Below are 21,513 nucleotides of genomic sequence, written 5' to 3' on the forward strand. Positions count from 1 at the left end.
TCATCGCTGGGACCCTTTCGCTTATCGGCTCACATGCACAGCGGTCCAAGAGACCGGAGGCAACGTCACATGGACTGTGCGAGATGAGGAATCCAAGTTGATGCTTTCGTTGTTATGCGGTGTCACGCGCTGTTGCTCATCGCAGGTGTTCGCAGCGAAGATGTCGTCCTCATGCAACGTTTGCGCCACGGCGAAGGTTCCACTTCCCTCCGGCAACCTGATCTCAAAATCATTGGATGTATCCAGCGAACGATTCGTGACGAAAACAGTCACCGAATTATCCGAACCGCGTACGGCGACGGAATTAATCAACGGCACTTCGCCGTATTGAGCGGTTTTGTATGTGCCGGAAGAGAGCTTGGGCTCAAGTACAGTACCCCCTTTGGCATATTTGGCAGTTAGTGAGAACGGATAGAAAATCGTCTGTCTCCACGCAGGCCCATTCGGCTCCGTCATAATCGGAGCGATGACATTGACCAGCTGGGCCAAACTTGCCGCATGCACCCGATCGGCATTCTTCAGCAGCGTTATCAAAAGATCGCCAAGCACTACGGCATCGGCAACGGAATAGACATCTTCGAGCAGTTTCGGGGCTTCCGGCCAATTATCGATACCCTCCGGGCTCTTACTCGGCTCTTCGTCGATGTACCAGACATTCCATTCGTCAAAGGAGATAAATACATCATGGATGCTCTTGAGACGTGCCTTCGTCGCGTCGATGACCGCCGCCACATCGTTGATAAAGCCATCCATATCCACGCCAGAGGCCAGGAAACTCGCCATGTCTCGAGTGCCATCCGAACGCAATTCCGGATGATAATACGCGTGGCAAGACACAAAGTCGACGCTTTCGTAAGTCTTTTCGAGAACGGTCTCCTCCCACGCGCCGAAGGTATCCATAGCATGATGAGATGAACCGCATACCACCAATTCCACATCGGGATCGATCATGCGCATGCCAGCAGCAGCCGAGGCGGCAAGCGTACCATAGTCCTCAGCATTCTTATGCCCGGTCTGCCAAGGACCATCCATCTCGTTGCCCAAGCACCACATCTTGATGCCGAACGGCATATCGGCCCCGTTGGCGCGTCGGCGGTCAGACAATGCAGTGCCTCCGGGAATATTGGCGTACTCCAATAAGTCCAAAGCGCTCTCCAACCCTCGCGTGCCCAGATTGATAGCTTCCATGAGCTCATTGCCGCCAACAGCCTGCAGCCACTTGACCATCTCGTGCAAACCGAACTGATTGGTTTCCGTAGAATGCCAGGCCAAATCGAGACGACGAGGACGCTCCGCCTTCGGGCCGACGCCATCCTCCCAACGGTATCCGGACACAAAATTGCCACCCGGGTATCGAATAGTCGTGACGCCAAGCTCACGGACCAGATCGATAACGTCTTTACGGAAACCTTCGTCATCGGCTCCCGGATGACCTGGCTCGTAAATACCCCCATAGACGCAACGGCCAAGATGCTCCACGAACGAGCCGAACAGACGGTCATTCACTGGCGCCACCTCGAAAGCATCATCCACAACGAGCCGGGAGGATTCTGTACTGGAACTGGACTGCCGCATCGACGTGCTCCTTCATCTCGAGTCCATTAATACAACGTTGTACTTACTCGATGAATAGAATCCTCGCGAATCCTATTGGTGCTTTGCTCACAAATACAACGTTGTACTTTCGATAGATTCATAGTACATCACAAAACCATTGGACACAACAGCACTGCCGCAATCCGCGATTCCTTGTGTTGCGCATTGGATCTAATTCCGGGGCCAAAAACAGGAAAGGGCTTCAGGCGCGAGGCCTGAAACCCTGATGGCGGATGAAGCGAGATTCGAACTCGCGGAGGCTTTCACCTCACACGCTTTCGAGGCGTGCTCCTTAGACCGCTCGGACATTCATCCATATTGCCGTAAAGGCAACTTGTTTATTATGCCATACTTTGCCGACGAGGCAAGTCGGGTTTGTCGCACGTCACGAAATCTGCTCATGCACCGAGGCGTTGACCCACTGGGACTGCTCGACGTTGTAGCCGGAGAAGATGCCGATATCGAGCATGCAGTCGCGGTAATCGCGACCGTGGGCGATGGTGATGTAGTTGTCGTCGACCATGCGGTTGTGCGTCGGATCCAAACCGATCCAGCGGCCACCCTGATAGACCTCCACCCACGCGTGCGTGGCCCCTTCTCCCCCGAGCAGGCCGGCGATGTAGCGTGCGGTGAGCCCGACATGGCGGCATACGGACAGCATCACATGGGCGTAATCCTGGCAGACGCCCTTGCGCTGGGCGAGCGCCTGCTCGGCAGTGGTGCGAATCGTCGTGGAGCCAGGTGTGTAGACGAAGGCCTTGTAGACCTCGTCCATTACTTCAGCGGCACGCTGAACAGGAGTCGCGTCATCCGGCAGTTTGGCCAGGCGCCGACTGCAGATGTCAATCATCGCTTCCACACATGGGCCGGGAATGGTCAGTGCGGAATTGAATCGATAGAGCGGCTTGTAGATCTCCTTTTTGATATGGTCGTTATCCACAAAGGCGATGCCGGTCACCGAATAGCTGAATACATCATGCGGCTCGGGGATGAAACCGGTCATCACCACGGAGTCGAAGGAATCGATTGTGGTATCAAGTTCAACGTCCGGCTGGAGCTTGACCTCCACATCAATCACTTGCTGGCGCGGGCCCGTGGCGGGGATGCAACGGAGCTGGAACCGGTGGTCGGTAACAGGAGAGCTGAAGGAAAGTTTCATCTCATAGTCGAATACGAGTTTTTTCACAAATTCTCCTGCAGTATCAAAGGCATCATGATTCTAGGCACTATGCCGGCCATGGTCGCCGTGAGATGGGCATGAACAGCACTGTGGCTCGCCACTGTATCGCAAAGGACCACAAGCACTATTCGTGCGCAATCTCACATCGGCCGTGTGTCATATCACCATAGCATTGCAGCGCGTCAGAAGCGCTTGGCGTCCATATTCATGGCGCTTAAGGAACCCATATCCTTGATCGCCAGGGCGCTGACTCGGCCGGAATAGTCATCCAGATACTTCTTGAGCAGTGCAGCCACCTGATCGTATCCGCGCGCGGGCAGCTGTCCGACCAGCCAGCTCAGGCCATCCGCGAAGCAGCTTGGCAACGGCATGCCGTCCAGCACCATGGAGTAGGAGGCGAGCTTGCGCAGCGGGGCCTCCATCTCCTCCATCGATAGGCCGAAACGCGTATACAGGTCGATGCGCTCCAGGTATTTGCCGATGAATACGAATGCCTTCAGCGTGGGATCAACCGGCGAGTTCTCGATGCCACCCCAGAAGGCGAGCATATCGTCGGCGATGTCGCGCTGGTTGTAGATGTCATCCGCATCGGCGGCCTTCTTGGCGGCATCGGTGATGTTGGTCATCGCCAACTCCACATACTGCAGCAGACGGGAGCTCAGTTCCGGACGCAGAATCACCGCGTTGTTGAACGCGGCGGTGACCGCGGAACGCACGGAATCAGGATTCGTGCCGTCGTAGAGGAAGCTCTTGACGAACTCGTCGAAGTCCTCGAAGTCCTCCGGCAGATCGAGCGCATGAGCGAACGGGCGGAAGGCGTCCACATCGGTATCCATCACACGGTCGTAGAACGGGAAGAACTGGTTCAGTGTGGTGAACGCGCGTTCGGTGTAACGCCCCAGCCAGTAGAGGTTATCAGCCTTGGAAGCGGTCACCAGGGAGAGTGAGTGATGACGGGATTGGCTGAGCAAATTAGCGATCTGCACTTCGGCACCAAGCTCATGCTCGACGCCGGTTTCCGGTGCCAGCACCCACGTGTCCTTGAAACCGCCACCCTGGGAGGAGTTGACAATCATCTGGCCGGGCACCGACGAGTAGCGGGTCAGGCCTGAATACCATACGTGCGTGCTTTTGCCGGTGACCACAAACGCACGCAGGTCGCACTTGCGCGGCGACATCTCACCGGTCTTGGGATCGACCACATCGATATCACGGAACTGGATGACCTCCTGTGCGATGAATCGGCGTGGATCCTCCTTGATGCGGTCGGCGAGATCCTCTCGTGCAGCCGCGTCCAGGGAAGAGCCGAACACCACACCATAGCCGCCGGCCTCAGCCACATCCTTGATGACCAGCTCACCCATACGATCCAAGACCTCCTTGCGGTCGGCCTCGAACATCGGCATATAGGTGGGCGCGTTGTGCAGGATCGGCTCCTCGCCGAGGTAGTACTTGATCATCTGCGGCACGAAGTAATAGATGGCCTTGTCGTCGGCCGCGCCATTGCCGGGCGCATTGACGATGGCCACGTTGCCGGCGCGGTAGGCGGACAGGATGCCCGGCACACCGATCACCGAATCGGGGTTGAAGGCGAACGGATCCAGGTATTCGTCGGACAGACGGCGGTACACCACGCCCACGCGATGGCGCTTGCCGGCGTAATCAAGGAAGAAGACCTTGTTGTCCACCACTTCGAGGTCCTCCGGGAAAGCCAGCGCGGCACCGGTTTTCTCAGCCAGATAGGCGTGCTCGAAGAATGCGGAATTGTACCGGCCCGGGGTCAGCACCACAGCGATGCCCTCGGTGGAGACGAAATCCATGGCCTTGCGCAGCAAACGCGGATATTCACGATTGTCCCGAATATGCACATCGCGGAACAGGCGGGGAGAAATGCGACGCTCGATGTCACGCACGAACAGCGGGTAGCTGGCTCCGGAGGGGATGCGCAGGTTGTCTTCAAGCACCCACCAACGGCCGTCCTCGCCCTGCACCAGATCCTCGCCGGCGATATGCGCGAAGATGCCGCCGGGAGGGGTCACGCCGTTCACCTGCGGGAAGTAGCCGGCGGAGGTGTAGACGTACTCCTCCGGCACCACGCCGTCATGGATAATCGACTTGTCCGAATAGATGTCCTTCAGGTAGGCGTTCAGCGCGTTGACACGTTGCTTCAGGCCTTTCTCCAGCTCATCGAATTCGTCGGATTCGATGATGCGTGGCACAGGATCGTAGGGAAACAGACGGTCGTGATACTCGTTGTTCTTGTAGATACCGAAACGCACACCGTTTCGAGACAGCTCACGGTTGATCGCTTCGCGGCGGTTCACTAATTCATGGGCCAGCTTGTGTGCGGCTGATTCAATCATCGTGCCATGCTCCTTGCTGTTGCGGCTTTGGCGCGCGCTCACGCCTACCCACCGCGACCGGGTTTGATGGTTACAACCTAGAGCCGGACCGTTTCGGCAAATGTGCTGGTGTGTTACGGGCAGGAAACTTGCACTTCCATGTTCGATAAGATGGTGGGCTATGACACGACTTCGCATTGATTTGGCATACGATGGCGGCGGATTCTTCGGTTGGGCTCGCCAACCCGATTTGCGCACCGTGCAGGGCACGATTGAGGATGCGCTGCATACAGTGTTGCGGGTGTCGGCTGGTGATGCCAATGAGCCGCTACGCCTAACGGTTGCAGGGCGTACGGATACCGGCGTGCATGCTTCGCATCAGGTGGCGCATTTGGATGTCTCCGAGACGGCGCTGGCGCGATGCATGGGGCATATGAATGTTCCCGTATGCGAAGCATTGGCCCGGCGGCTGAGGGCTGTATTGCCTGCTGACATTGTGATTCACCGTATTGCGATTGCTCCTGCGGGTTTTGATGCGCGATTCTCCGCATTGGAACGCACGTACGTGTACCGTGTGGCCGACCGCTCGAGCGAAGTGGATCCTCGTCTGCGCGGCTGCGTGCTGCGGGTGGATGAATCGTTGGATATCGCTGTGATGAATCAGGCCGCGGCACTGACGATTGGCCTGCATGACTTCGGTTCTTTTGCGACGCCGAATCCCGGAGGCACGACGATACGCGAAGTGAAAACCGCCTATTGGCGGCGAGTGCCGGTCTCTCCCCTCGTGCCTGATGAATTGGCAATGGATGAGGTCTATCGGACACCGTCATTGGAATCCGGTTTGCTGGTGTTTACGATTGTGGCCGACGCTTTTGCCCGCAATATGGTGCGGTCGCTGGTCGGCTCGTGTGTGAAGGTGGGTTCTGGGCGAAAGACCTTGGACTGGTTTGCCGGCAAAATGACCGAACCTGCGCGAGAGGGATCAAGTGGGCCCATCGCACCGCAGGGGTTGACGTTGGAGCATATTGCCTATCCGGCCGACGATCAGCTGGCTGCCCGCGCCGAAGCGATTCGAGCCGTGCGCACGCTGCCGTAAACGGCAATTCCCGGAATATGCAAAAGAGGGTTGGAATCCAAACGATTCCAACCCTCTTATTCGCTCATCGGCTCAGCGATGGCTCACTCGGCGTTCTCGGCCGGAGCCTCAGCAGCTGCGGTCTCCTCGACCGGGGCCTCGGTAGCCTCGGTGGCAGCGGCTTCAGCGGCCGGAGCTTCGTCAGCGACCTTGGTGGCAGCCTCGGCTTCCTTCACGACAGCCTTCTTGGCAACCGGCTCGGTCACGAGCTCGATCACGGCAGCCGGGGAGGAATCGCCAACGCGCGGAGCGATCTTGACGATACGGGTGTAGCCACCCTCACGCTGCTCCATCTGCTCGGCAATCTGGGTGAACAGGACGTGCACCACGGACTTGTTGCGGATGACGCGCATCACGCGACGACGGGAGTGCAGATCACCGCGCTTGGCGAAGGTGATCAGGCGCTCAGCCAGCGGACGAAGGCGCTTGGCCTTCGGCAGCGTGGTGGTGATGCGGCCGTTCTGGAACAGGCTGGTCGCCATGTTTGCCAGCATGAGGCGCTCGTGCGCAGGGCTGGAAGCCAGACGCGGGCCCTTCTTAGGTGTAGGCATGGGTTTACTCCTTATTGTCCGTCAGGCTTGCAGGTGGGCATATGCCCGAACATCCGCAAGCCTCCACGAACGGTTTGTCAAAGAGGCAGATCACTCGTCTTCCGGCGAGAAGAAGGTGCCACCTTCGAGATTATTGGTGTCGAAGGCCATCGGCGAGGACTTGAGGCTCAGACCAAGGGCCTGCAGCTTCTCCTTGACCTCATCGATTGACTTCATACCGAAATTGCGGATGTCGAGCAGGTCCTGCTCGGTGTGGGAGACAAGCTCACCGATGGTGTGGATGCCCTCACGCTTGAGGCAGTTGTAGGAACGCTGCGTCAGGTTGAGGTCCTCAATCGGAACGGCCATCTCGGGGTTGGTCTCCTCGGCCACCGGGGCCGGACCGACCTCGACACCTTCGGCCTGGGTGTTGAGCTCACGGCACAGGCCGAAGAGCTCCACCAGGGTCGAACCAGCGGAAGCCACCGCATCACGCGGGGAGATGGCAGGCTTGGTCTCCACGTCCAGAATGAGCTTGTCGAAGTCCGTGCGCTGTTCCACACGGGTGGCCTCGACCTTGTAGCTCACCTTGAGCACCGGGGAGTAGATGGAATCAACCGGGATACGGCCGATTTCAGCGTTGTCCTGCTTGTTCATCTGGGCCGGCACATAGCCGCGACCACGCTCGACGGTGAACTCAATCTCGAGCTCGCCGTCTTCCGCGAGGGTGGCAATGTGCTGATCCGGGTTGGCAATGGTGACGCCGGCCGGCGGGGTGATGTCCCCGGCGGTAGCCTCGCCCTTGCCGCTCTTGCGCAGGTACATGACCACAGGCTCGTCGTATTCGCTGGTGAGCACAATGCCCTTGATGTTGAGCAGAATCTCGGTGACGTCTTCCTGAACGCCCGGCAGAGTGGTGAACTCATGCAGAGCGCCGGAGATGCGCACGGAGGTGACAGCCGCACCAGGGATGGAGCTCAGCAGCGTGCGACGCAGCGAGTTGCCGAGCGTATAGCCGAAGCCAGGCTCGAGCGGCTCGATGGTGAAGCGGGAGCGCTGCGGATTCAGGGATTCCTCGGTCAGAGTCGGACGCTGTGCAATAAGCACTGTGGTTATCCTTTCAGCTTGAACTCGGTGGTGCACTCACCGGTTAAGCGGTTTTGGATTGATTTGGTATTGCTGAGTGCTCAGACGCGACGACGCTTCGGAGGACGAACGCCGTTGTGGGCTTGCGGGGTGACGTCGGTGATGGAACCAACCTCGAGGCCCGCGGACTGCAGGGAGCGGATAGCGGTTTCACGACCGGAACCCGGGCCCTTGACGAACACGTCGACCTTCTTGACACCGTGCTCCATTGCCTTGCGAGCAGCGGACTCGGCAGCCATACCAGCAGCGTACGGCGTGGACTTACGGGAGCCCTTGAAGCCGACATCGCCACCGGAGGCCCAGGACACCACAGCGCCGGACGGATCGGTGATCGAGATGATCGTGTTGTTGAAAGTGGACTTGATGTGAGCCTGGCCGACCGGGACCGACTTGCGATCGCGACGACGAGGCTTACGAGCGGCTTGCTTTGGAGCTGCCATTGACCCTCGTTTCCTAGTAACGAACTTTGTTGTTTATGTCCGAGCGATGGGATGACATTCATCCCGTGGCTTGGATCATGCCACGCTTACTTGGTGGCCTTCTTCTTTCCGGCGACCGTGCGCTTCGGGCCCTTGCGGGTGCGAGCGTTGGTCTTGGTGCGCTGACCGCGCACAGGAAGTCCCTTACGGTGACGCTGGCCTTGGTAGCAGTTGATCTGAATCTTGCGACGAATGTCCGCATCGATTTCACGACGCAGATCACCCTCGATCTTGTAGTTGGCCTCGAGGTAGTCACGCAGCGTAATCAGCTGCTCGTCGGTAAGATCCTTGACGCGGATGTCCGGGTTGATACCGGTCGCGGCAAGCGTTTCCTTGGCACGAGTGCGACCCACACCGAAAATGTAGGTGAGGGCGATCTCGATGCGCTTCTCATTGGGGATGTCGACTCCGGCAAGACGTGCCATTGCGATTCCTTCTTGTTGCCGTAGGTCTTGCACCCGCTCGTCCGGTTACCCGGCACGGGCCTACGTACCCGTGGTTCAGTGTCGTTCCCTTGCGGGAAGCACTGTGAGTGAGTGCCTTATTTACTTGTGCCGCTGGAGAATCTGCTCTCAGCCCTGACGCTGCTTGTGGCGGGGGTTGGTGCAGATCACCATGACGCGGCCGTGACGACGAATCACGCGGCAGTTTTCGCAGATTCGCTTCACACTAGGGCTGACCTTCATGGTTATCCTTTACTTGTACCTTTACTTATAGCGGTACGTAATACGTCCGCGGTTCAGGTCGTAGGGGCTCATTTCAAGCACCACACGATCCTGAGGCAGGATACGAATGTAGTTCTTGCGCATCTTGCCGGAGATAGTGGCGAGCACGATGTGCTTGTTTTCGAGCTCAACGCGGAACATCGCGTTCGGCAGTGCCTCCACTACCTGACCTTCGACTTCAATCACACCGTCTTTTGCCATATGCCTCTGGTTTCCTATCGTTGGACGAATTACTACGGGTGCATACGAAGACACACCAAATGTCAAATATATACAGGGGCATATACAGCAGTACCCCTATGCAACACACGGCGTGTCGCATAGGGGTACTGAAATAAATCTGTGGTATCTACCGATGCCTACGACTCAGCCATTCACTTCAGATCGGAGATGATGCGCTGGCTGATTTCGCTGATCTCACCAACGCCATTCTCGAGGACCAGCAGGCCGCGGGACTTGTAGATGTCGAGCAGCGGGGCGGTTTCCTTCTCGTAGGTTTCGAGACGCTTGGCGATGGCCTCCGGAGTGTCATCGGCACGGCCCTGCTCGGCGGCACGCTTCTTCATACGCTCCAGCAGCACTTCGCGATCGGCCTCAAGTGCCACAACGTGATCAAGCGGGGTGCCCAGCTCTTCGAGCATCTGGTCGAGGGCCTCGACCTGGGCGGCGTTGCGCGGGTAGCCGTCGAGAATCCAGCCATCCTTGCAATCATCCTTGGCCAGACGGTCCTTGACGATCTTGTTGGTCAGGGAATCCGGGACCAGTTCGCCCTTGTCGGTGTAGCTCATCGCTTCAAGACCGAGCTCAGTCTTGTTCTTGATGTTGTATCGGAAGATGTCACCGGTGGAAATGGTCGGGATGCCGAAGTGCTCGGCGAGCAGAGCAGCCTGAGTGCCCTTGCCGACGCCCTGGGGGCCCATGATGAGCAGACGCATGGTTCTGTCCTTTCTATAACAAACAGAGCTCCCCGCTGACGTGAGGAGCTATAACAATTACTTGCCTTCCTTGTGGTCCACGTTTTCGAGCAGGAAGCCGGTGTACTGGAACTGCTCGGTCTGGGCCTTGGCCTGGCGCAGGGTGTCAAGGCCGACGCCGGCGATAATCAGAATCGTGGTACCGCCGAACGGAAGCTGGGCATTCAAGCCGAGCGCCATAATCAGCACGGTCGGGATCAAGGCCACGAACAGCAGGTAGACAGCGCCCACGGTGTTGAGACGGTTCATCACGTAGGTCAGGTAACGGCTGGTGGCGTTGCCGGCGCGGATGCCAGGGATGAAGCCGCCGTACTGCTTCATGTTATCTGCGGTCTCATCCGGGTTGAAGGTGATGGACGTGTAGAAGAAGCAGAAGAACACGATCATCAGCGCATACAGTGCGATGTACCACACGGATGTGGTGTTGGCCAGATTGGTGTTGATCCACTTGACCCAGGACTGGTCAGACTTGCCGAACTGGGCGATTAGTGTCGGGATGGCCAGGATGGAGGAAGCAAAGATCGGAGGGATAACGCCGGACATGTTGATCTTCAGCGGCAGGTAGGTGGAGGATCCACCGTACATCTTGCGGCCGATCATGCGGCGCGTGTACTGCACCGGCACGCGGCGCTGGCACAGTTCCACGAAGTCGACGAAGATCAGGATGACGACGAGCACGGAGACCACGATGGCGAACTTGCCCCAGTTGCCGTCGGTGCCGTTGGTACCGTAACCGATCTCCCACAGCTGCGGCAGGAAGCCGGAGCAGATGGACATGAAGATCAAGATGGACATACCTTGGCCGATGCCCTTGTCGGTCACCAATTCGGCCATCCACATGATGAAGCCGGTGCCGCCGGTCATGATCAGCACCATGACGACGAGGTTCCATACGGAGCCGTCCGGGATGACCTGGTCGCATTGGTAGTTGAAGAGTGCGCCGGAACGCGCGGTGACCAGAATCGTGGTGGACTGCAACACTGCCAGGCCGATGGTGAGGTATCGGGTGTACTGGGTGAGCTTAGCCTCGCCGGACTGGCCTTCCTTATGAAGGGCTTCGAATCGAGGAATCACGACGCGGAGCAACTGCACCACGATGGATGCGGTGATGTATGGCATCACGCCCAGCGCGAATATGGACAGCTGGAGCATGGCGCCGCCGGAGAAGAGGTTCACCAATCCGATGAAGTTCTCCTGGGTGGAGCTGCCGATCTTGGCCATGCACTCGTTCACTACGTTGTAGTCCACACCAGGGGTTGGAATGAACGATCCAATACGATAAATAATGATGATGAACAGGACGAAGAGAATCTTCTTCCTGAGTTCCTTGGTCTTCAGGGCCTGGATTAGTGTCCTCACCTGGATTTCCTCCCTATAGTGCGAATCAAGCGCACAAAAATACACAAACTATCGAACGAGCATAGTCTAACGTACCTACTTAAGACACCTTTGTCTCGAGTTTCTTTCGTTCGATGGCAATGATAAACCCCCGTCCACCGATTGGCGGGCGGGGGTTTATCTATGTCTTAGCCTTGCTTAGGCTCCCCGTGAGACGCTCAGTCTTCGGAGATGGAGCCACCAGCAGCTTCGATCTTGGACTTGGCGGAAGCCGAGGCCTTCACACCCTTGAGGTTGAAAGCAACGGTGGTCTCGCCCTCGCCCAGAACCTTCACCGGGGCGTTGCCGCGAACGGCGCCCTTGGCGACCAGGTCGGCAGCGGTCACGTCGCCACCCTCGGGGAAGATCTCCACGAGCTTGGCGATGTTGATGACCTGAGCCTCAACCTTGAACGGGTTCTTGAAGCCACGGAGCTTCGGCAGGCGCATGTACAGCGGCAGCTGGCCACCTTCGAAGCCAGGACGCACGTGATTGCGCTTGGTCTGGCCCTTGGCGCCACGACCGGCGGTCTTGCCCTTGGAGCCTTCACCGCGGCCCACGCGGGTGCGGTCCTTGTTGGCGCCCGGAGCAGGCTTCAGGTCGTGCATCTGCAGGATTTCGTTATCTGCCATAATCAGTCAACCTCCTCAACGGTGACCAGGTGACGCACGGCGTTCACCAGACCACGGTTGGCCGGGGTGTCCGGGCGGACAACGGTCTTGCCGATCTTGTTCAGACCGAGGGTCTTGGCGGTGGCACGCTGAGCCGGGGTACGGTTCACGAGGCCGTGGTGCAGGGTAATCTTCAGGTTCTTAGCCATGATAATCACTCACCGTCCTTCTCTTCGGCAGCCTTGGCAGCGGCCTCTTCGCGAGCCTTACGAGCCTCGGCAATGCCTTCGGCGCGGGCACGCAGCAGAGCGTCAGGAGCGACTTCGTTGAGGGACAGGCCACGGCGAGCGGCAATCTCCTCCGGCTCCTCAAGCTGCTTGAGGGCATCCACGGTAGCGCGAACGACGTTCACGGCGGTGGCGGAGCCCATGGACTTGGACAGCACGTCGGTGATGCCGGCGCATTCCATGACGGCGCGCACGGAGCCACCGGCGATTACGCCGGTACCCGGGGCAGCCGGACGCAGCAGAACGGTGCCTGCAGCATCGTGGCCCTGAACCGGGTGGGTGATGGTGCCGCGGACGCGAGGCACGGAGAACATGTGCTTCTTGGCGTCCAGCTGGCCCTTGGCGATGGCGGCCGGGACCTCACGGGACTTGCCGTAGCCGACGCCCACGGTGCCGTTACCATCGCCGACCACCACGAGGGCGGCAAAGCTGAAGGTACGACCACCCTTGTGGGTCTTGGACACACGGTTGATGGTCACCACGCGATCGAGCAGTTCGTCGCCGCGGTTTTCCTCACGACGGTTACGACGCTCGCCACGACGACCTTCGCCGCGCTGGCCACGACGACCCTTGCGGTCCTCGTTGTTGGATTCGGTCGCCACAGTGTTCTGAGTTTCTTCAGCCACTTGGGTTTCCTTTGCTTCGTTGTCGCTCACAGTGCAAGACCTCCCTCGCGGGCGCCTTCAGCCACAGCTGCGACGCGACCGGTGTACTTGTTGCCACCGCGGTCGAACACGACCTCGGTGATGCCGGCGGCCTTGGCCTTGTCAGCGATCAGCTCGCCGACCTTCTTGGCAGCCTCAACCTTGGTGCCCTGGAAGCCGGCGAAATCGGCCTGCAGGGTGGAGGCGGACACCAGGGTAATGCCCTTGGTGTCGTCGACCACCTGGGCAACCATGTGGCGGTTGGAGCGGGTGACCACCAGGCGCGGACGCTCGGCGGTACCGGAGATGCGCTTGCGGATACGTGCGTGACGGCGCTTGAGGGCGACCTTCTTGCCCTTTCCGAGAATTGCAACGCTCATATCACTTACCAGCCTTTCCAGCCTTGCGCAGGATGCGCTCATCGGCGTACTTGACGCCCTTGCCCTTGTAGGGTTCCGGAGCGCGCAGCTTGCGGATGTTGGCGGCAACCTGGCCCACGGCCTGCTTGTCAGTGCCCTCGACAACCACATGAGTGGGGTCGGTGACCTTCAGAGTGATGCCTTCAGGCGGGTTAACGGTGATGGTGTGGGAGTAGCCGAGGAAGAACTCGATGCCCTGGCCCTTGGCGACGGCGCGGTAACCGGTGCCGACGATCTCAAGAGTCTTGGAGTAGCCATCGTGCACGCCCTTGACCATGCTGGCCATGATGGAGCGAGCCAGACCGTGCTTGGCACGGGTCGGACGCAGGTCATCAGCCGGGGTGACGATGATCTCGTTGCCTTCAACTGCAGCGGAGACGCCTTCCGGAATCACGTAGGAATCAGAGCCCTTGGCGCCCTTGGCCGAGAAGTTCTGACCTTCAATCTTGACTTCAACGCCAGCAGGAATGGCGATGGGGAGCTTACCAATATGCGATGCCATGTTTCAGCTCTCCTTTCTCACCACACGAAGGCGACAATCTCGCCGCCAATGCCTCGGTCGAGGCATTCCTTCTGAGTCAGCAGTCCCGAAGAAGTCGAGATGATGGCGATGCCCAGGCCACCGAGCGGCATCGGCAGGGAGTCGGACTTCGCGTAACGACGAAGGCCCGGCTTGGAGATGCGCTTGATGCCCTGAATGGAACGCTCACCGTTCGGACCGTACTTGAGGGTGACCTCAAGAGTCTGGCCGACCTTGGCTTCCTTGGCGGTGAAGTCCTGGATGTAGCCTTCACGCTTCAGGATCTCGGCGATGTTCGCCTTGAACTTGGAGTACGGCATATCCACGGTTTCGTGCTTAGCCGCGCTCGCGTTACGCAGACGCGTCAGCATGTCTGCGATCGGATCTGTCATTGTCATTTTGGGCTTCATGCCCTTTCTCGCCGTGGTTTCCGCCGCTGTTCCGCCCTCACGGGCGGAACGGGCCGCGGACCTTCAGCGTCGATGTTTACCAACTGGACTTCGTAACTCCGGGCAGCTCGCCGCGGTGGGCCTTCTCACGAAGGCAGATGCGGCACAGGCCGAACTTGCGGTAGACGGAGTGGGGACGACCGCAGACCTGGCAGCGCGTGTAAGCGCGGACCTTGAACTTCGGCTTGCCGGCCGCCTTGTTCTTAAGAGCGGTTTTTGCCATATCAGTTCTCCTTGAAGGGGAAGCCCAGCTGCTTGAGCAGTGCGTAAGCTTCCTTGTCGTCCTTGGTGGAGGTCACCACAGTGATGTCCATACCGCGCACGTGATCGATCGAATCCGGATCGATCTCGTGGAACATGGACTGCTCGGTGAGACCAAAGTTGTAGTTGCCCTGGCCATCGAACTGGTGACCATTGATACCGCGGAAGTCGCGGATACGAGGCAGCGCGAGGGTCAGCAGACGATCCAGGAACTCCCACATACGGTCGCCGCGCAGGGTGACGTATGCACCAATGGCCTGGCCTTCACGCAGGTGGAACTGAGCGACGGACTTCTTGGCCTTGGTGATCTTCGGCTTCTGGCCGGTGATCAGGGTGAGGTCCTTGACGGCGCCTTCGATGAGCTTGGAGTCGCGAGCTGCGGCACCGACGCCCATGGAGACGACGACCTTCTGGACGCGAGCAACCTGCATCGGGTTGGAGTACTTGAACTCCTTCTCGAGCTCAGGGATGATCTGCTCGTTGTACTTGACCTTCAAGCGCGGGGTGGCCGGCGCTTCGACAGTGGTATCGGTCATGCCAGCTCCTTTCCGGACTTCTTGGCGACGCGCACGCGCACGGTCTTGACCTTGCCGTCACGCGCCTCTTCCTTGATGGTGACGCCCACGCGGGTAGGCTGCTTGGTCTCCGGGTCGATGACCATCACGTTGGAGCGATGGATCGGAGCCTCGGTGGCCACGATGCCGGCCTGCTGACCCTGCTGGGTGGCACGCACGTGCTTCTTGACGATCTGAACGCCTTCAACGATCAGTCGGTCGTTGGAGAGCACCTGCTTGACGGTGCCTTCCTTACCACGGTCCTTGCCGCGGATGACCTTGACCAGATCGCCGCTCTTGATCTTGGCTACCATGTCAGATCACCTCCGGGGCGAGGGACACGATCTTCATGAACTTGTGCTCACGCAGTTCACGACCAACCGGTCCGAAGATACGAGTGCCCTTCGGTTCACGGCCGGAGCCGAGAATGACGGCGGCGTTCTCGTCGAACTTGATGTAGGAACCGTCCGCGCGACGGGATTCCTTGACAGTACGGACGACGACAGCCTTCACCACATCGCCCTTCTTGACCGACCCGCCAGGAATGGCGTCCTTGACGGAGGCGACGATCACGTCGCCGATGCCGGCATAGCGTCGCTTCGATCCGCCGAGCACTCGGATGGCGAGGAGTTCCTTCGCACCCGTGTTGTCGGCGACATGAAGCCGCGTTTCCTGCTGAATCATTGATTCTCCTTAGCCGAGCTGGTTCTCCCCATTTACCGGGGCACCATGGTTTCCCGCAGTGCCCCGGTAAATGGCGAGCCTTGCCGAACTTTACTTACTTGGCGCGCTCGATGATGCTTTCGAGACGCCAGCGCTTGGTCTTGCTCAGAGGCCGAGTCTCCATAATACTCACGAGGTCGCCAACGTGGGCGTCGTTGTGTTCATCATGGGCCTTGACCTTGCTGGTGGAACGAACGACCTTGCCGTACAGCGGGTGGGTCGAACGCTGCTCGAGCTCGACGGTAATCGTCTTGTCCATCTTGTCGGACACGACGTAGCCGCGGCGAACCTTACGGAAGTTACGCTCTTCAGCCATAATCACTTCTCCTTGGATTCGGTAGCGGCCGGCTCCTGGCTGATGCCAAGCTCACGCTCACGAAGCACAGTGTACATGCGAGCAATGTCACGCTTGACTGCCTTGAGACGGGCGGTGTTGTCGAGCTGACCGGTCGCGTGCTGGAAGCGCAGGTTGAACAGCTCTTCCTTGGACTTCTTGAGGAAGTCTTCGATCTCCGCGTTGGTCTTCTCGTTCAGATTCTTGATGGAGTATTCAGCGGTACCGTATGCCATCAGATGTCACCACCTTCACGTGCGATAATGCGGCACTTCATCGGGAGCTTGTCGATGGCGCGACGCAGAGCTTCCTTGGCGATGTCGTCGGACACGCCACCGATTTCGAACATCACGCGGCCAGGGCGAATGTTCGCAATCCAGAACTCCGGGGCACCCTTACCGGAACCCATTCGGGCGCCGAGAGCGTGCTTGGTCAGCGGACGATCCGGGAAGATCGTGATCCACACGCGGCCACCACGCTTGATGTAGCGGGTCATGGCGATACGTGCGGCTTCGATCTGGCGGTTGGTCACGTAAGCCGGGGCAAGAGCCTGGATACCGAAATCACCGAAGTTGATCTCGTTGCCGCCCTTGGACATGCCAGAACGCACGGGGCGGTGCTGCTTGCGGTACTTAGTCCTCTTGGGGATAAGCATTCTTGCTCACTCCTTCGTTTCTGCTGCAGGAGCGGCCTCGGCAGCGGGAGCCTCAGCCTTGGCTGCGGACTGCTGCTGGGCGGCGGAACGGTTGCCACGGCGCGGACGGCGATCGCCGCGACGGCCCGGACGGTTGTTCTGCTGAGCCTGCTGCTCTTCGAACTCGGATTCGGTCATGTCGCCCTTGTAGATCCACACCTTGACGCCGATGCGGCCGTAGGTGGTACGAGCCTCAAAGAAGCCGTAATCGATGAGGGCGCGGAGGGTCTGCAGCGGAACGCGGCCCTCACGGTAGAACTCGGAACGGCTCATTTCCGCACCGCCGAGGCGGCCGGAGAGCTTGATGCGGATACCCTTGGCACCAGCGTGCATGGCGTCCTGCTGAGCCTTGCGCATCGCACGGCGGAAGGTGACGCGGTTGGTCAGCTGCTCTGCGATGCCCTGAGCGACGAGCTGGGCGTCCAGCGCGGCGTTCTTGACTTCGAAGATGTTGAGCTGGACCTGCTTGCCGGTCAGCTTCTCGAGCTTGGCACGGACCTTCTCGGCCTCAGCGCCGCGGCGACCGATCACGATGCCCGGACGGGCGGTGTGAATGTCGACGCGAACGCGGTCGCGGGTGCGCTCGATCACGATCTTGCTCACGCCAGCGCGCTCGAGGTCCTTGTTCATCTCCTTGCGGATCTGATCATCTTCCAGGACGAAGTCGCGGTAGCGCTCGCCGGCCTTGTTGGAGTCGGAGAACCACTTGGAGCGGTGGTTCTCGGTGATGCCCAGACGGTAGCCAAACGGATTGATCTTCTGACCCATCTTTAGCGGGCTCCTTCCTTGTTAGCCACGACGACCGTGATGTGGGAGGTGCGCTTGTTGATGCGAGCAGCGCGGCCCTGTGCACGAGCGCGGAAGCGCTTGAGGGTCACACCTTCGTCAACGTAGGTCTCCTTGATGTACAGGTCGTTCTCGCGGAACGGCTCGCCGGCCTTGTCGGCCTTCACACGAGCGTTGGCGATGGCGCTCTCCAGGGTCTTGCGAACCGGCAGGGCTGCAGACTGGGGGGCGAACTTCAAAATGGTGACGGCTTCGGTCGCCTTCTTGCCGCGGATGAGGTCGACCATGCGGCGAGCCTTGCGCGGCGTCACGCGGACGTGACGAGCGATTGCTTTAGCTTCCATGTTCTATTCCTTATCCTTTAGCGGCGGGCCTTCTTGTCGTCCTTCACGTGACCCTTGAAGGTCTTCGTGGGGGCGAACTCACCCAGCTTGTGACCAACCATGGCTTCGGTGACGAACACCGGCACATGCTTGCGACCATCGTGAACGGCGAAGGTGTGTCCGATGAAATCAGGGGTGATCATCGAACGACGGGACCAAGTCTTGATGACGTTCTTGGTGCCCTTCTCGTTCTGCTCGTCGACTTTCTTCTGCAAGTGGGCGTCGACGAAGGGGCCCTTCTTGATGCTACGAGTCATCTTCTCGATACTCCCTTACTTGCGGTTCTTGCCAGACGGACGACGACGAACAATCATCTTGTTCGAAGCCTTCTTCGGACGACGAGTACGAACCTCGCCCTTGCCCCACGGGGAAACCGGCGGCTTGCCACCGCGGGTACGACCGCCGTGCGGGTGGTCGACCGGGTTCATGGACTCACCACGGGTGATCGGACGGTGGCCGATCCAACGGGCGCGGCCAGCCTTGCCGAGCTGGATGTTGGCGTGGTCCTCATTGCCGACCTCGCCCACGGTTGCGCGGCAGCGAGCGTCGACGTTACGGATTTCGCCGGACGGCATACGCAGCTGGGCGTAAGCGCCATCCTTAGCGACGAGCTGCACGGAGGCGCCAGCGGAACGAGCGATCTTGGCGCCGCCCAGCGGCTTCAGCTCGATGGCGTGGACCACAGTACCGGTCGGGATGTTGGCCAGCGGCAGGTTGTTGCCCGGCTTGATATCAGCCTGGGCACCGGTCTCGATGACGTCGCCCTGCTTGATGCCCTTCGGTGCGATGATGTAGCGCTTCTCGCCGTCTGCGAAGTGCAGGAGGGCGATGCGAGCGGAACGGTTCGGATCGTATTCGATCTCAGCAACCTTGGCGGGCACGCCGTCCTTGTCCCAACGCTTGAAGTCGATGAGACGGTACTGGCGCTTGTGACCGCCGCCGCGATGGCGGGAGGTGATACGGCCGTAAGAGTTACGACCGCCGGTCTTGGACTTCTTGCGAACCAGCGACTTCTCAGGCGTGGAGCGCGTCAGATCGGAGAAATCCGAGACGGACGCGTTTCGGCGGCCTGCAGTCGTCGGCTTGTAAACGCGGATAGCCATAATGTAGTTCTTCCTTTAACTTTTCTCGGCTAGCCTTCAGTTGCCAAAGATGTCGATCGTCTGGCCCTCGGCAACGGTCACGATAGCGCGCTTCTGGGAAGCACGCTGGCCGAAACCAGTGCGGGTGCGCTGCTTCTTACCAACGCGGTTGAGGGTGTTGACGTTCGTCACCTTGACCTTGAAGATCTCTTCAATTGCCTGCTTGATCTGAACCTTGTTCGCATCCTTGGCCACCATGAAGGTGTACTGGCCACGGTCGGAAGCGGCGTAGCTCTTCTCGGAGACGACGGGCTTCAGGATCACGTCGTGTGCGGGCTTGTGAATAGCGACCATCTAAATCAGGCCTCCTTCGGCTCGGTCTTGGCAGCCACGAAAGCCTCGAAGGCTTCCTTGGTGAAGACCACGTACTGGGCGGTAACCACGTCGTACGTGTTGAGCTGATCGACGAAAATCGGGTGAACGGTCGGGATGTTACGCACGGACAGCCACTCGTTGATGTTGTCGCGAGTGAACACAACCGTGGTGAACTTGTCCGAAGTGACCGGGGTCAAAGCGGCGAGAGCGGCCTTGGTGGACGGGGTATCGGTGATACCGAAGTCCACGACGGCAACGCGGCCGGCGTTGGCACGATCGGAAAGCACGTAACGCAGAGCGGCGGCCTTCATCTTCTTCGGGGTGCGCTGAGAGTAGTCGCGCGGCTGCGGACCGAACACGGTGCCGCCGTGGTACCACTGCGGGGCGCGGATGGAGCCCTGGCGAGCACGACCGGTGCCCTTCTGCTTCCAAGGCTTCTTGCCGCCGCCGGAAACCATGCCACGGGTCTTGGTGGCGTGGGTGCCCTGGCGGGCAGCGGCGAGCTGAGCGATAACGACCTGGTGGATCAGCGGGACGTGAGCCTGCACGTCTTCAGCGGAAACGCCGAAGATCTCAGCAGGAGCTTCAACGGTACCAGCGGCCTGGCCCTTGGCGTCAGTGACGTTCAGAGTAACGTTTGCCATGGTTTATCAGGCTCCCTTCACTGCCGAACGGACGAGAACGATGCCGCCCTTCGGGCCCGGGATGGCGCCCTTGATGGCGAGGATGCCGTTCTCCACGTCGGCGGAGACAACAGTCAGGTTCTGGGTGGTGGCGGTCACATGACCCATGCGGCCAGCCATACGCTTGCCCTTGAGGATGCGGCTCGGGGTAGCGCATGCGCCCACAGAGCCGGGACGGCGCTCGTTCTTGTGAGAGCCGTGGGAACGACGGTAGGACTTGAAGCCCCAGCGCTTGATGGTGCCGGCGAAGCCCTTACCCTTGGTGGTGCCGGTGACATCGACTTCTGCACCCTCAGCGAACACTTCGGCGGTCAGCTCCTGGCCGGCCTCGAACTGATCGACATCGTCGGTACGCACCTCAACGAGGTGACGACGAGGGGTGACACCAGCCTTGGCGAAGTGGCCGGCGAGCGGCTTGGTCACCTTGGTCGGGTCGATGGCGCCGTAGCCGAGCTGGACGGCCTTGTAGCCGTCGGTCTCCTCGGTCTTGACGGCGGTCACCACGTTGGTGGACACGTCGACGAGAGTAACGGGCACGAAGAAGCCGTTCTCGTCCCACACCTGGGACATGCCGAGCTTCTTGCCCAGCAGAGCCTTGCGATTAGACATAATGCTTCCTCCTCCCCTTACAGCTTGATCTCGATGTTGACGTCTGCAGGCAGATCGATGTGCATCAGGGAATCCACGGCCTTCGGGGTCGGGTCCACGATGTCAATGAGGCGCTTGTGAGTGCGCATCTCGAAGTGCTCGCGAGAATCCTTGTACTTGTGAGGAGAACGAATAACAACAAAAACGTTCTTCTCAGTCGGCAGCGGAACGGGGCCAACCACAGTTGCGCCCGCGTTCGTCACCGTTTCGACGATTTTCTTCGCCGATTGGTCGATGACCTCATGGTCATAGGACTTAAGCCTGATGCGGATTTTCTGTCCCGCCATTGCCGTCCGCCCTTTCTAGCGATATTCGTTGTACTGTTTACCAACCTGCTTCTTCAGGGCACCGGCGCGCATGGCCTCCCTTGGACATACGTCCTCTGGCGGTCATCCGACATCAGTGCGCGGCTTCTGGTCTTCACCCTGCGGTGGTTCCCAGCCCGCGCTCGCTTTTTTTAATTCCAATTTGCGAGCCCAAATCAGGCAACTTGTTTATTGAACCATTGAGGCGGGACTAAATCCTTGACTCGCAGTCTCGGGCGTGTTGCCACCTTCATGCGCACAATAATCGACG

The 21,513-nt window shown here is 59.4% G+C and carries 33 protein-coding genes and 1 tRNA gene; 1 reads left to right on the top strand and 33 read right to left on the bottom strand.

The window, feature by feature from the left end; translation table 11 throughout:
- Positions 1-21 precede the first annotated feature (21 nt).
- From arfA to F7D08_RS01275, 4 genes are all read right to left on the bottom strand, one after another.
- Positions 22-1,575: an arabinosylfuranosidase ArfA gene (arfA, locus tag F7D08_RS01260; protein ID WP_152208932.1), complete on the bottom strand. Its 1,554-nt coding sequence runs from the start codon at positions 1,573-1,575 to the stop codon at positions 22-24.
- Positions 1,576-1,823: 248 nt separating this feature from the next.
- Positions 1,824-1,911 (bottom strand) — tRNA-Ser (locus F7D08_RS01265).
- A gap of 70 nt (positions 1,912-1,981) precedes the next feature.
- Positions 1,982-2,782 (bottom strand): transglutaminase family protein, encoded by an 801-nt coding sequence (locus tag F7D08_RS01270; protein ID WP_152208933.1) that lies wholly within the window; start codon positions 2,780-2,782, stop codon positions 1,982-1,984.
- 176 nt (positions 2,783-2,958) lie between these two features.
- Positions 2,959-5,139 (bottom strand): circularly permuted type 2 ATP-grasp protein, encoded by a 2,181-nt coding sequence (locus F7D08_RS01275; RefSeq protein ID WP_152208934.1) that lies wholly within the window; start codon positions 5,137-5,139, stop codon positions 2,959-2,961.
- A gap of 160 nt (positions 5,140-5,299) precedes the next feature.
- Between F7D08_RS01275 and F7D08_RS01280 the strand changes: the two genes are divergently transcribed.
- Complete coding sequence (locus F7D08_RS01280) at positions 5,300-6,214, top strand: tRNA pseudouridine synthase A (RefSeq protein WP_152208935.1); 915 nt, start codon at positions 5,300-5,302, stop codon at positions 6,212-6,214.
- Positions 6,215-6,297: 83 nt separating this feature from the next.
- On the opposite strand, the gene rplQ is transcribed toward F7D08_RS01280, so the two are convergent.
- The 29 genes from rplQ to rpsJ all read right to left on the bottom strand — a co-directional run bounded on the left by rplQ (position 6,298) and on the right by rpsJ (position 21,224).
- Positions 6,298-6,804: a 50S ribosomal protein L17 gene (gene rplQ, locus F7D08_RS01285; RefSeq protein ID WP_152208936.1), complete on the bottom strand. Its 507-nt coding sequence runs from the start codon at positions 6,802-6,804 to the stop codon at positions 6,298-6,300.
- Positions 6,805-6,894: 90 nt separating this feature from the next.
- Positions 6,895-7,890: a DNA-directed RNA polymerase subunit alpha gene (locus F7D08_RS01290; RefSeq protein WP_152208937.1), complete on the bottom strand. Its 996-nt coding sequence runs from the start codon at positions 7,888-7,890 to the stop codon at positions 6,895-6,897.
- 80 nt (positions 7,891-7,970) lie between these two features.
- Positions 7,971-8,369: a 30S ribosomal protein S11 gene (gene rpsK / locus F7D08_RS01295; protein WP_003829907.1), complete on the bottom strand. Its 399-nt coding sequence runs from the start codon at positions 8,367-8,369 to the stop codon at positions 7,971-7,973.
- 86 nt (positions 8,370-8,455) lie between these two features.
- Positions 8,456-8,833, bottom strand: coding sequence for a 30S ribosomal protein S13 (rpsM, locus tag F7D08_RS01300; RefSeq protein ID WP_014484255.1), 378 nt, complete (start codon positions 8,831-8,833; stop codon positions 8,456-8,458).
- 147 nt (positions 8,834-8,980) lie between these two features.
- Complete coding sequence (rpmJ, locus tag F7D08_RS01305) at positions 8,981-9,094, bottom strand: 50S ribosomal protein L36 (protein WP_003814578.1); 114 nt, start codon at positions 9,092-9,094, stop codon at positions 8,981-8,983.
- A 21-nt stretch (positions 9,095-9,115) separates the two neighbouring features.
- On the bottom strand, positions 9,116-9,334 hold the full coding sequence (infA, locus tag F7D08_RS01310; RefSeq protein WP_003808114.1) for a translation initiation factor IF-1: 219 nt from the start codon (positions 9,332-9,334) through the stop codon (positions 9,116-9,118).
- Positions 9,335-9,507: 173 nt separating this feature from the next.
- A complete protein-coding gene (locus F7D08_RS01315; RefSeq protein ID WP_100493473.1) occupies positions 9,508-10,068 on the bottom strand; it encodes an adenylate kinase in 561 nt (186 codons plus the stop codon).
- Positions 10,069-10,125: 57 nt separating this feature from the next.
- Complete coding sequence (gene secY, locus F7D08_RS01320; RefSeq protein WP_152208938.1) at positions 10,126-11,466, bottom strand: preprotein translocase subunit SecY; 1,341 nt, start codon at positions 11,464-11,466, stop codon at positions 10,126-10,128.
- A gap of 197 nt (positions 11,467-11,663) precedes the next feature.
- Positions 11,664-12,116 (bottom strand): 50S ribosomal protein L15, encoded by a 453-nt coding sequence (gene rplO / locus F7D08_RS01325; protein WP_100493471.1) that lies wholly within the window; start codon positions 12,114-12,116, stop codon positions 11,664-11,666.
- Between the two features lie 2 nt (positions 12,117-12,118).
- Positions 12,119-12,304 (bottom strand): 50S ribosomal protein L30, encoded by a 186-nt coding sequence (gene rpmD, locus F7D08_RS01330; RefSeq protein ID WP_033890761.1) that lies wholly within the window; start codon positions 12,302-12,304, stop codon positions 12,119-12,121.
- A 5-nt stretch (positions 12,305-12,309) separates the two neighbouring features.
- Positions 12,310-13,038, bottom strand: coding sequence for a 30S ribosomal protein S5 (rpsE, locus tag F7D08_RS01335; RefSeq protein WP_034534734.1), 729 nt, complete (start codon positions 13,036-13,038; stop codon positions 12,310-12,312).
- Positions 13,035-13,406 (bottom strand): 50S ribosomal protein L18, encoded by a 372-nt coding sequence (gene rplR, locus F7D08_RS01340; protein ID WP_033890505.1) that lies wholly within the window; start codon positions 13,404-13,406, stop codon positions 13,035-13,037. The genes rpsE and rplR overlap by 4 nt, the downstream gene beginning before the upstream one ends.
- 1 nt (position 13,407) lies before the next feature.
- Positions 13,408-13,947: a 50S ribosomal protein L6 gene (gene rplF, locus F7D08_RS01345; protein WP_033890506.1), complete on the bottom strand. Its 540-nt coding sequence runs from the start codon at positions 13,945-13,947 to the stop codon at positions 13,408-13,410.
- Positions 13,948-13,964: 17 nt separating this feature from the next.
- Positions 13,965-14,363, bottom strand: coding sequence for a 30S ribosomal protein S8 (gene rpsH, locus F7D08_RS01350; RefSeq protein ID WP_100493749.1), 399 nt, complete (start codon positions 14,361-14,363; stop codon positions 13,965-13,967).
- Positions 14,364-14,451: 88 nt separating this feature from the next.
- Positions 14,452-14,637, bottom strand: coding sequence for a type Z 30S ribosomal protein S14 (locus tag F7D08_RS01360; RefSeq protein WP_003814530.1), 186 nt, complete (start codon positions 14,635-14,637; stop codon positions 14,452-14,454).
- Between the two features lies 1 nt (position 14,638).
- Positions 14,639-15,211, bottom strand: a complete 573-nt coding sequence (gene rplE / locus F7D08_RS01365; protein WP_100493468.1) for a 50S ribosomal protein L5 — start codon at positions 15,209-15,211, stop codon at positions 14,639-14,641.
- Positions 15,208-15,543: a 50S ribosomal protein L24 gene (rplX, locus tag F7D08_RS01370; protein WP_033890508.1), complete on the bottom strand. Its 336-nt coding sequence runs from the start codon at positions 15,541-15,543 to the stop codon at positions 15,208-15,210. Before rplX ends, rplE begins: the two co-directional genes overlap by 4 nt.
- 1 nt (position 15,544) lies before the next feature.
- Complete coding sequence (gene rplN, locus F7D08_RS01375; protein ID WP_003829893.1) at positions 15,545-15,913, bottom strand: 50S ribosomal protein L14; 369 nt, start codon at positions 15,911-15,913, stop codon at positions 15,545-15,547.
- A gap of 94 nt (positions 15,914-16,007) precedes the next feature.
- Positions 16,008-16,268, bottom strand: coding sequence for a 30S ribosomal protein S17 (gene rpsQ, locus F7D08_RS01380; RefSeq protein ID WP_106629628.1), 261 nt, complete (start codon positions 16,266-16,268; stop codon positions 16,008-16,010).
- Positions 16,269-16,270: 2 nt separating this feature from the next.
- The gene (rpmC, locus tag F7D08_RS01385) at positions 16,271-16,522 is read right to left on the bottom strand and encodes a 50S ribosomal protein L29 (RefSeq protein WP_100493467.1); all 252 of its coding nucleotides are present in this window, start codon (positions 16,520-16,522) and stop codon (positions 16,271-16,273) included.
- Complete coding sequence (gene rplP / locus F7D08_RS01390; RefSeq protein ID WP_033890511.1) at positions 16,522-16,941, bottom strand: 50S ribosomal protein L16; 420 nt, start codon at positions 16,939-16,941, stop codon at positions 16,522-16,524. The genes rpmC and rplP overlap by 1 nt, the downstream gene beginning before the upstream one ends.
- Positions 16,942-16,947: 6 nt before the next feature.
- Positions 16,948-17,748: a 30S ribosomal protein S3 gene (rpsC, locus tag F7D08_RS01395; RefSeq protein WP_152208940.1), complete on the bottom strand. Its 801-nt coding sequence runs from the start codon at positions 17,746-17,748 to the stop codon at positions 16,948-16,950.
- Positions 17,749-17,750: 2 nt separating this feature from the next.
- On the bottom strand, positions 17,751-18,110 hold the full coding sequence (rplV, locus tag F7D08_RS01400) for a 50S ribosomal protein L22 (protein WP_100493466.1): 360 nt from the start codon (positions 18,108-18,110) through the stop codon (positions 17,751-17,753).
- Positions 18,111-18,127: 17 nt separating this feature from the next.
- The gene (gene rpsS / locus F7D08_RS01405; protein WP_003814508.1) at positions 18,128-18,406 is read right to left on the bottom strand and encodes a 30S ribosomal protein S19; all 279 of its coding nucleotides are present in this window, start codon (positions 18,404-18,406) and stop codon (positions 18,128-18,130) included.
- Positions 18,407-18,421: 15 nt separating this feature from the next.
- A complete protein-coding gene (rplB, locus tag F7D08_RS01410; RefSeq protein ID WP_100493465.1) occupies positions 18,422-19,252 on the bottom strand; it encodes a 50S ribosomal protein L2 in 831 nt (276 codons plus the stop codon).
- Positions 19,253-19,288: 36 nt separating this feature from the next.
- Positions 19,289-19,585 carry a 50S ribosomal protein L23 gene (rplW, locus tag F7D08_RS01415; protein WP_152208941.1) on the bottom strand — a complete coding sequence of 99 codons (297 nt, stop codon included), beginning with the start codon at positions 19,583-19,585 and terminating at the stop codon, positions 19,289-19,291.
- A gap of 5 nt (positions 19,586-19,590) precedes the next feature.
- The gene (rplD, locus tag F7D08_RS01420) at positions 19,591-20,250 is read right to left on the bottom strand and encodes a 50S ribosomal protein L4 (RefSeq protein ID WP_152208942.1); all 660 of its coding nucleotides are present in this window, start codon (positions 20,248-20,250) and stop codon (positions 19,591-19,593) included.
- Positions 20,251-20,256: 6 nt separating this feature from the next.
- Complete coding sequence (gene rplC, locus F7D08_RS01425; protein WP_033890520.1) at positions 20,257-20,898, bottom strand: 50S ribosomal protein L3; 642 nt, start codon at positions 20,896-20,898, stop codon at positions 20,257-20,259.
- A gap of 17 nt (positions 20,899-20,915) precedes the next feature.
- Positions 20,916-21,224: a 30S ribosomal protein S10 gene (rpsJ, locus tag F7D08_RS01430; protein ID WP_003808013.1), complete on the bottom strand. Its 309-nt coding sequence runs from the start codon at positions 21,222-21,224 to the stop codon at positions 20,916-20,918.
- Between the last annotated feature and the right edge of the window lie 289 nt (positions 21,225-21,513).

This window comes from Bifidobacterium cebidarum (genome assembly GCF_009193305.1).
Taxonomy (GTDB): Bacteria; Actinomycetota; Actinomycetes; order Actinomycetales; family Bifidobacteriaceae; genus Bifidobacterium; species Bifidobacterium cebidarum.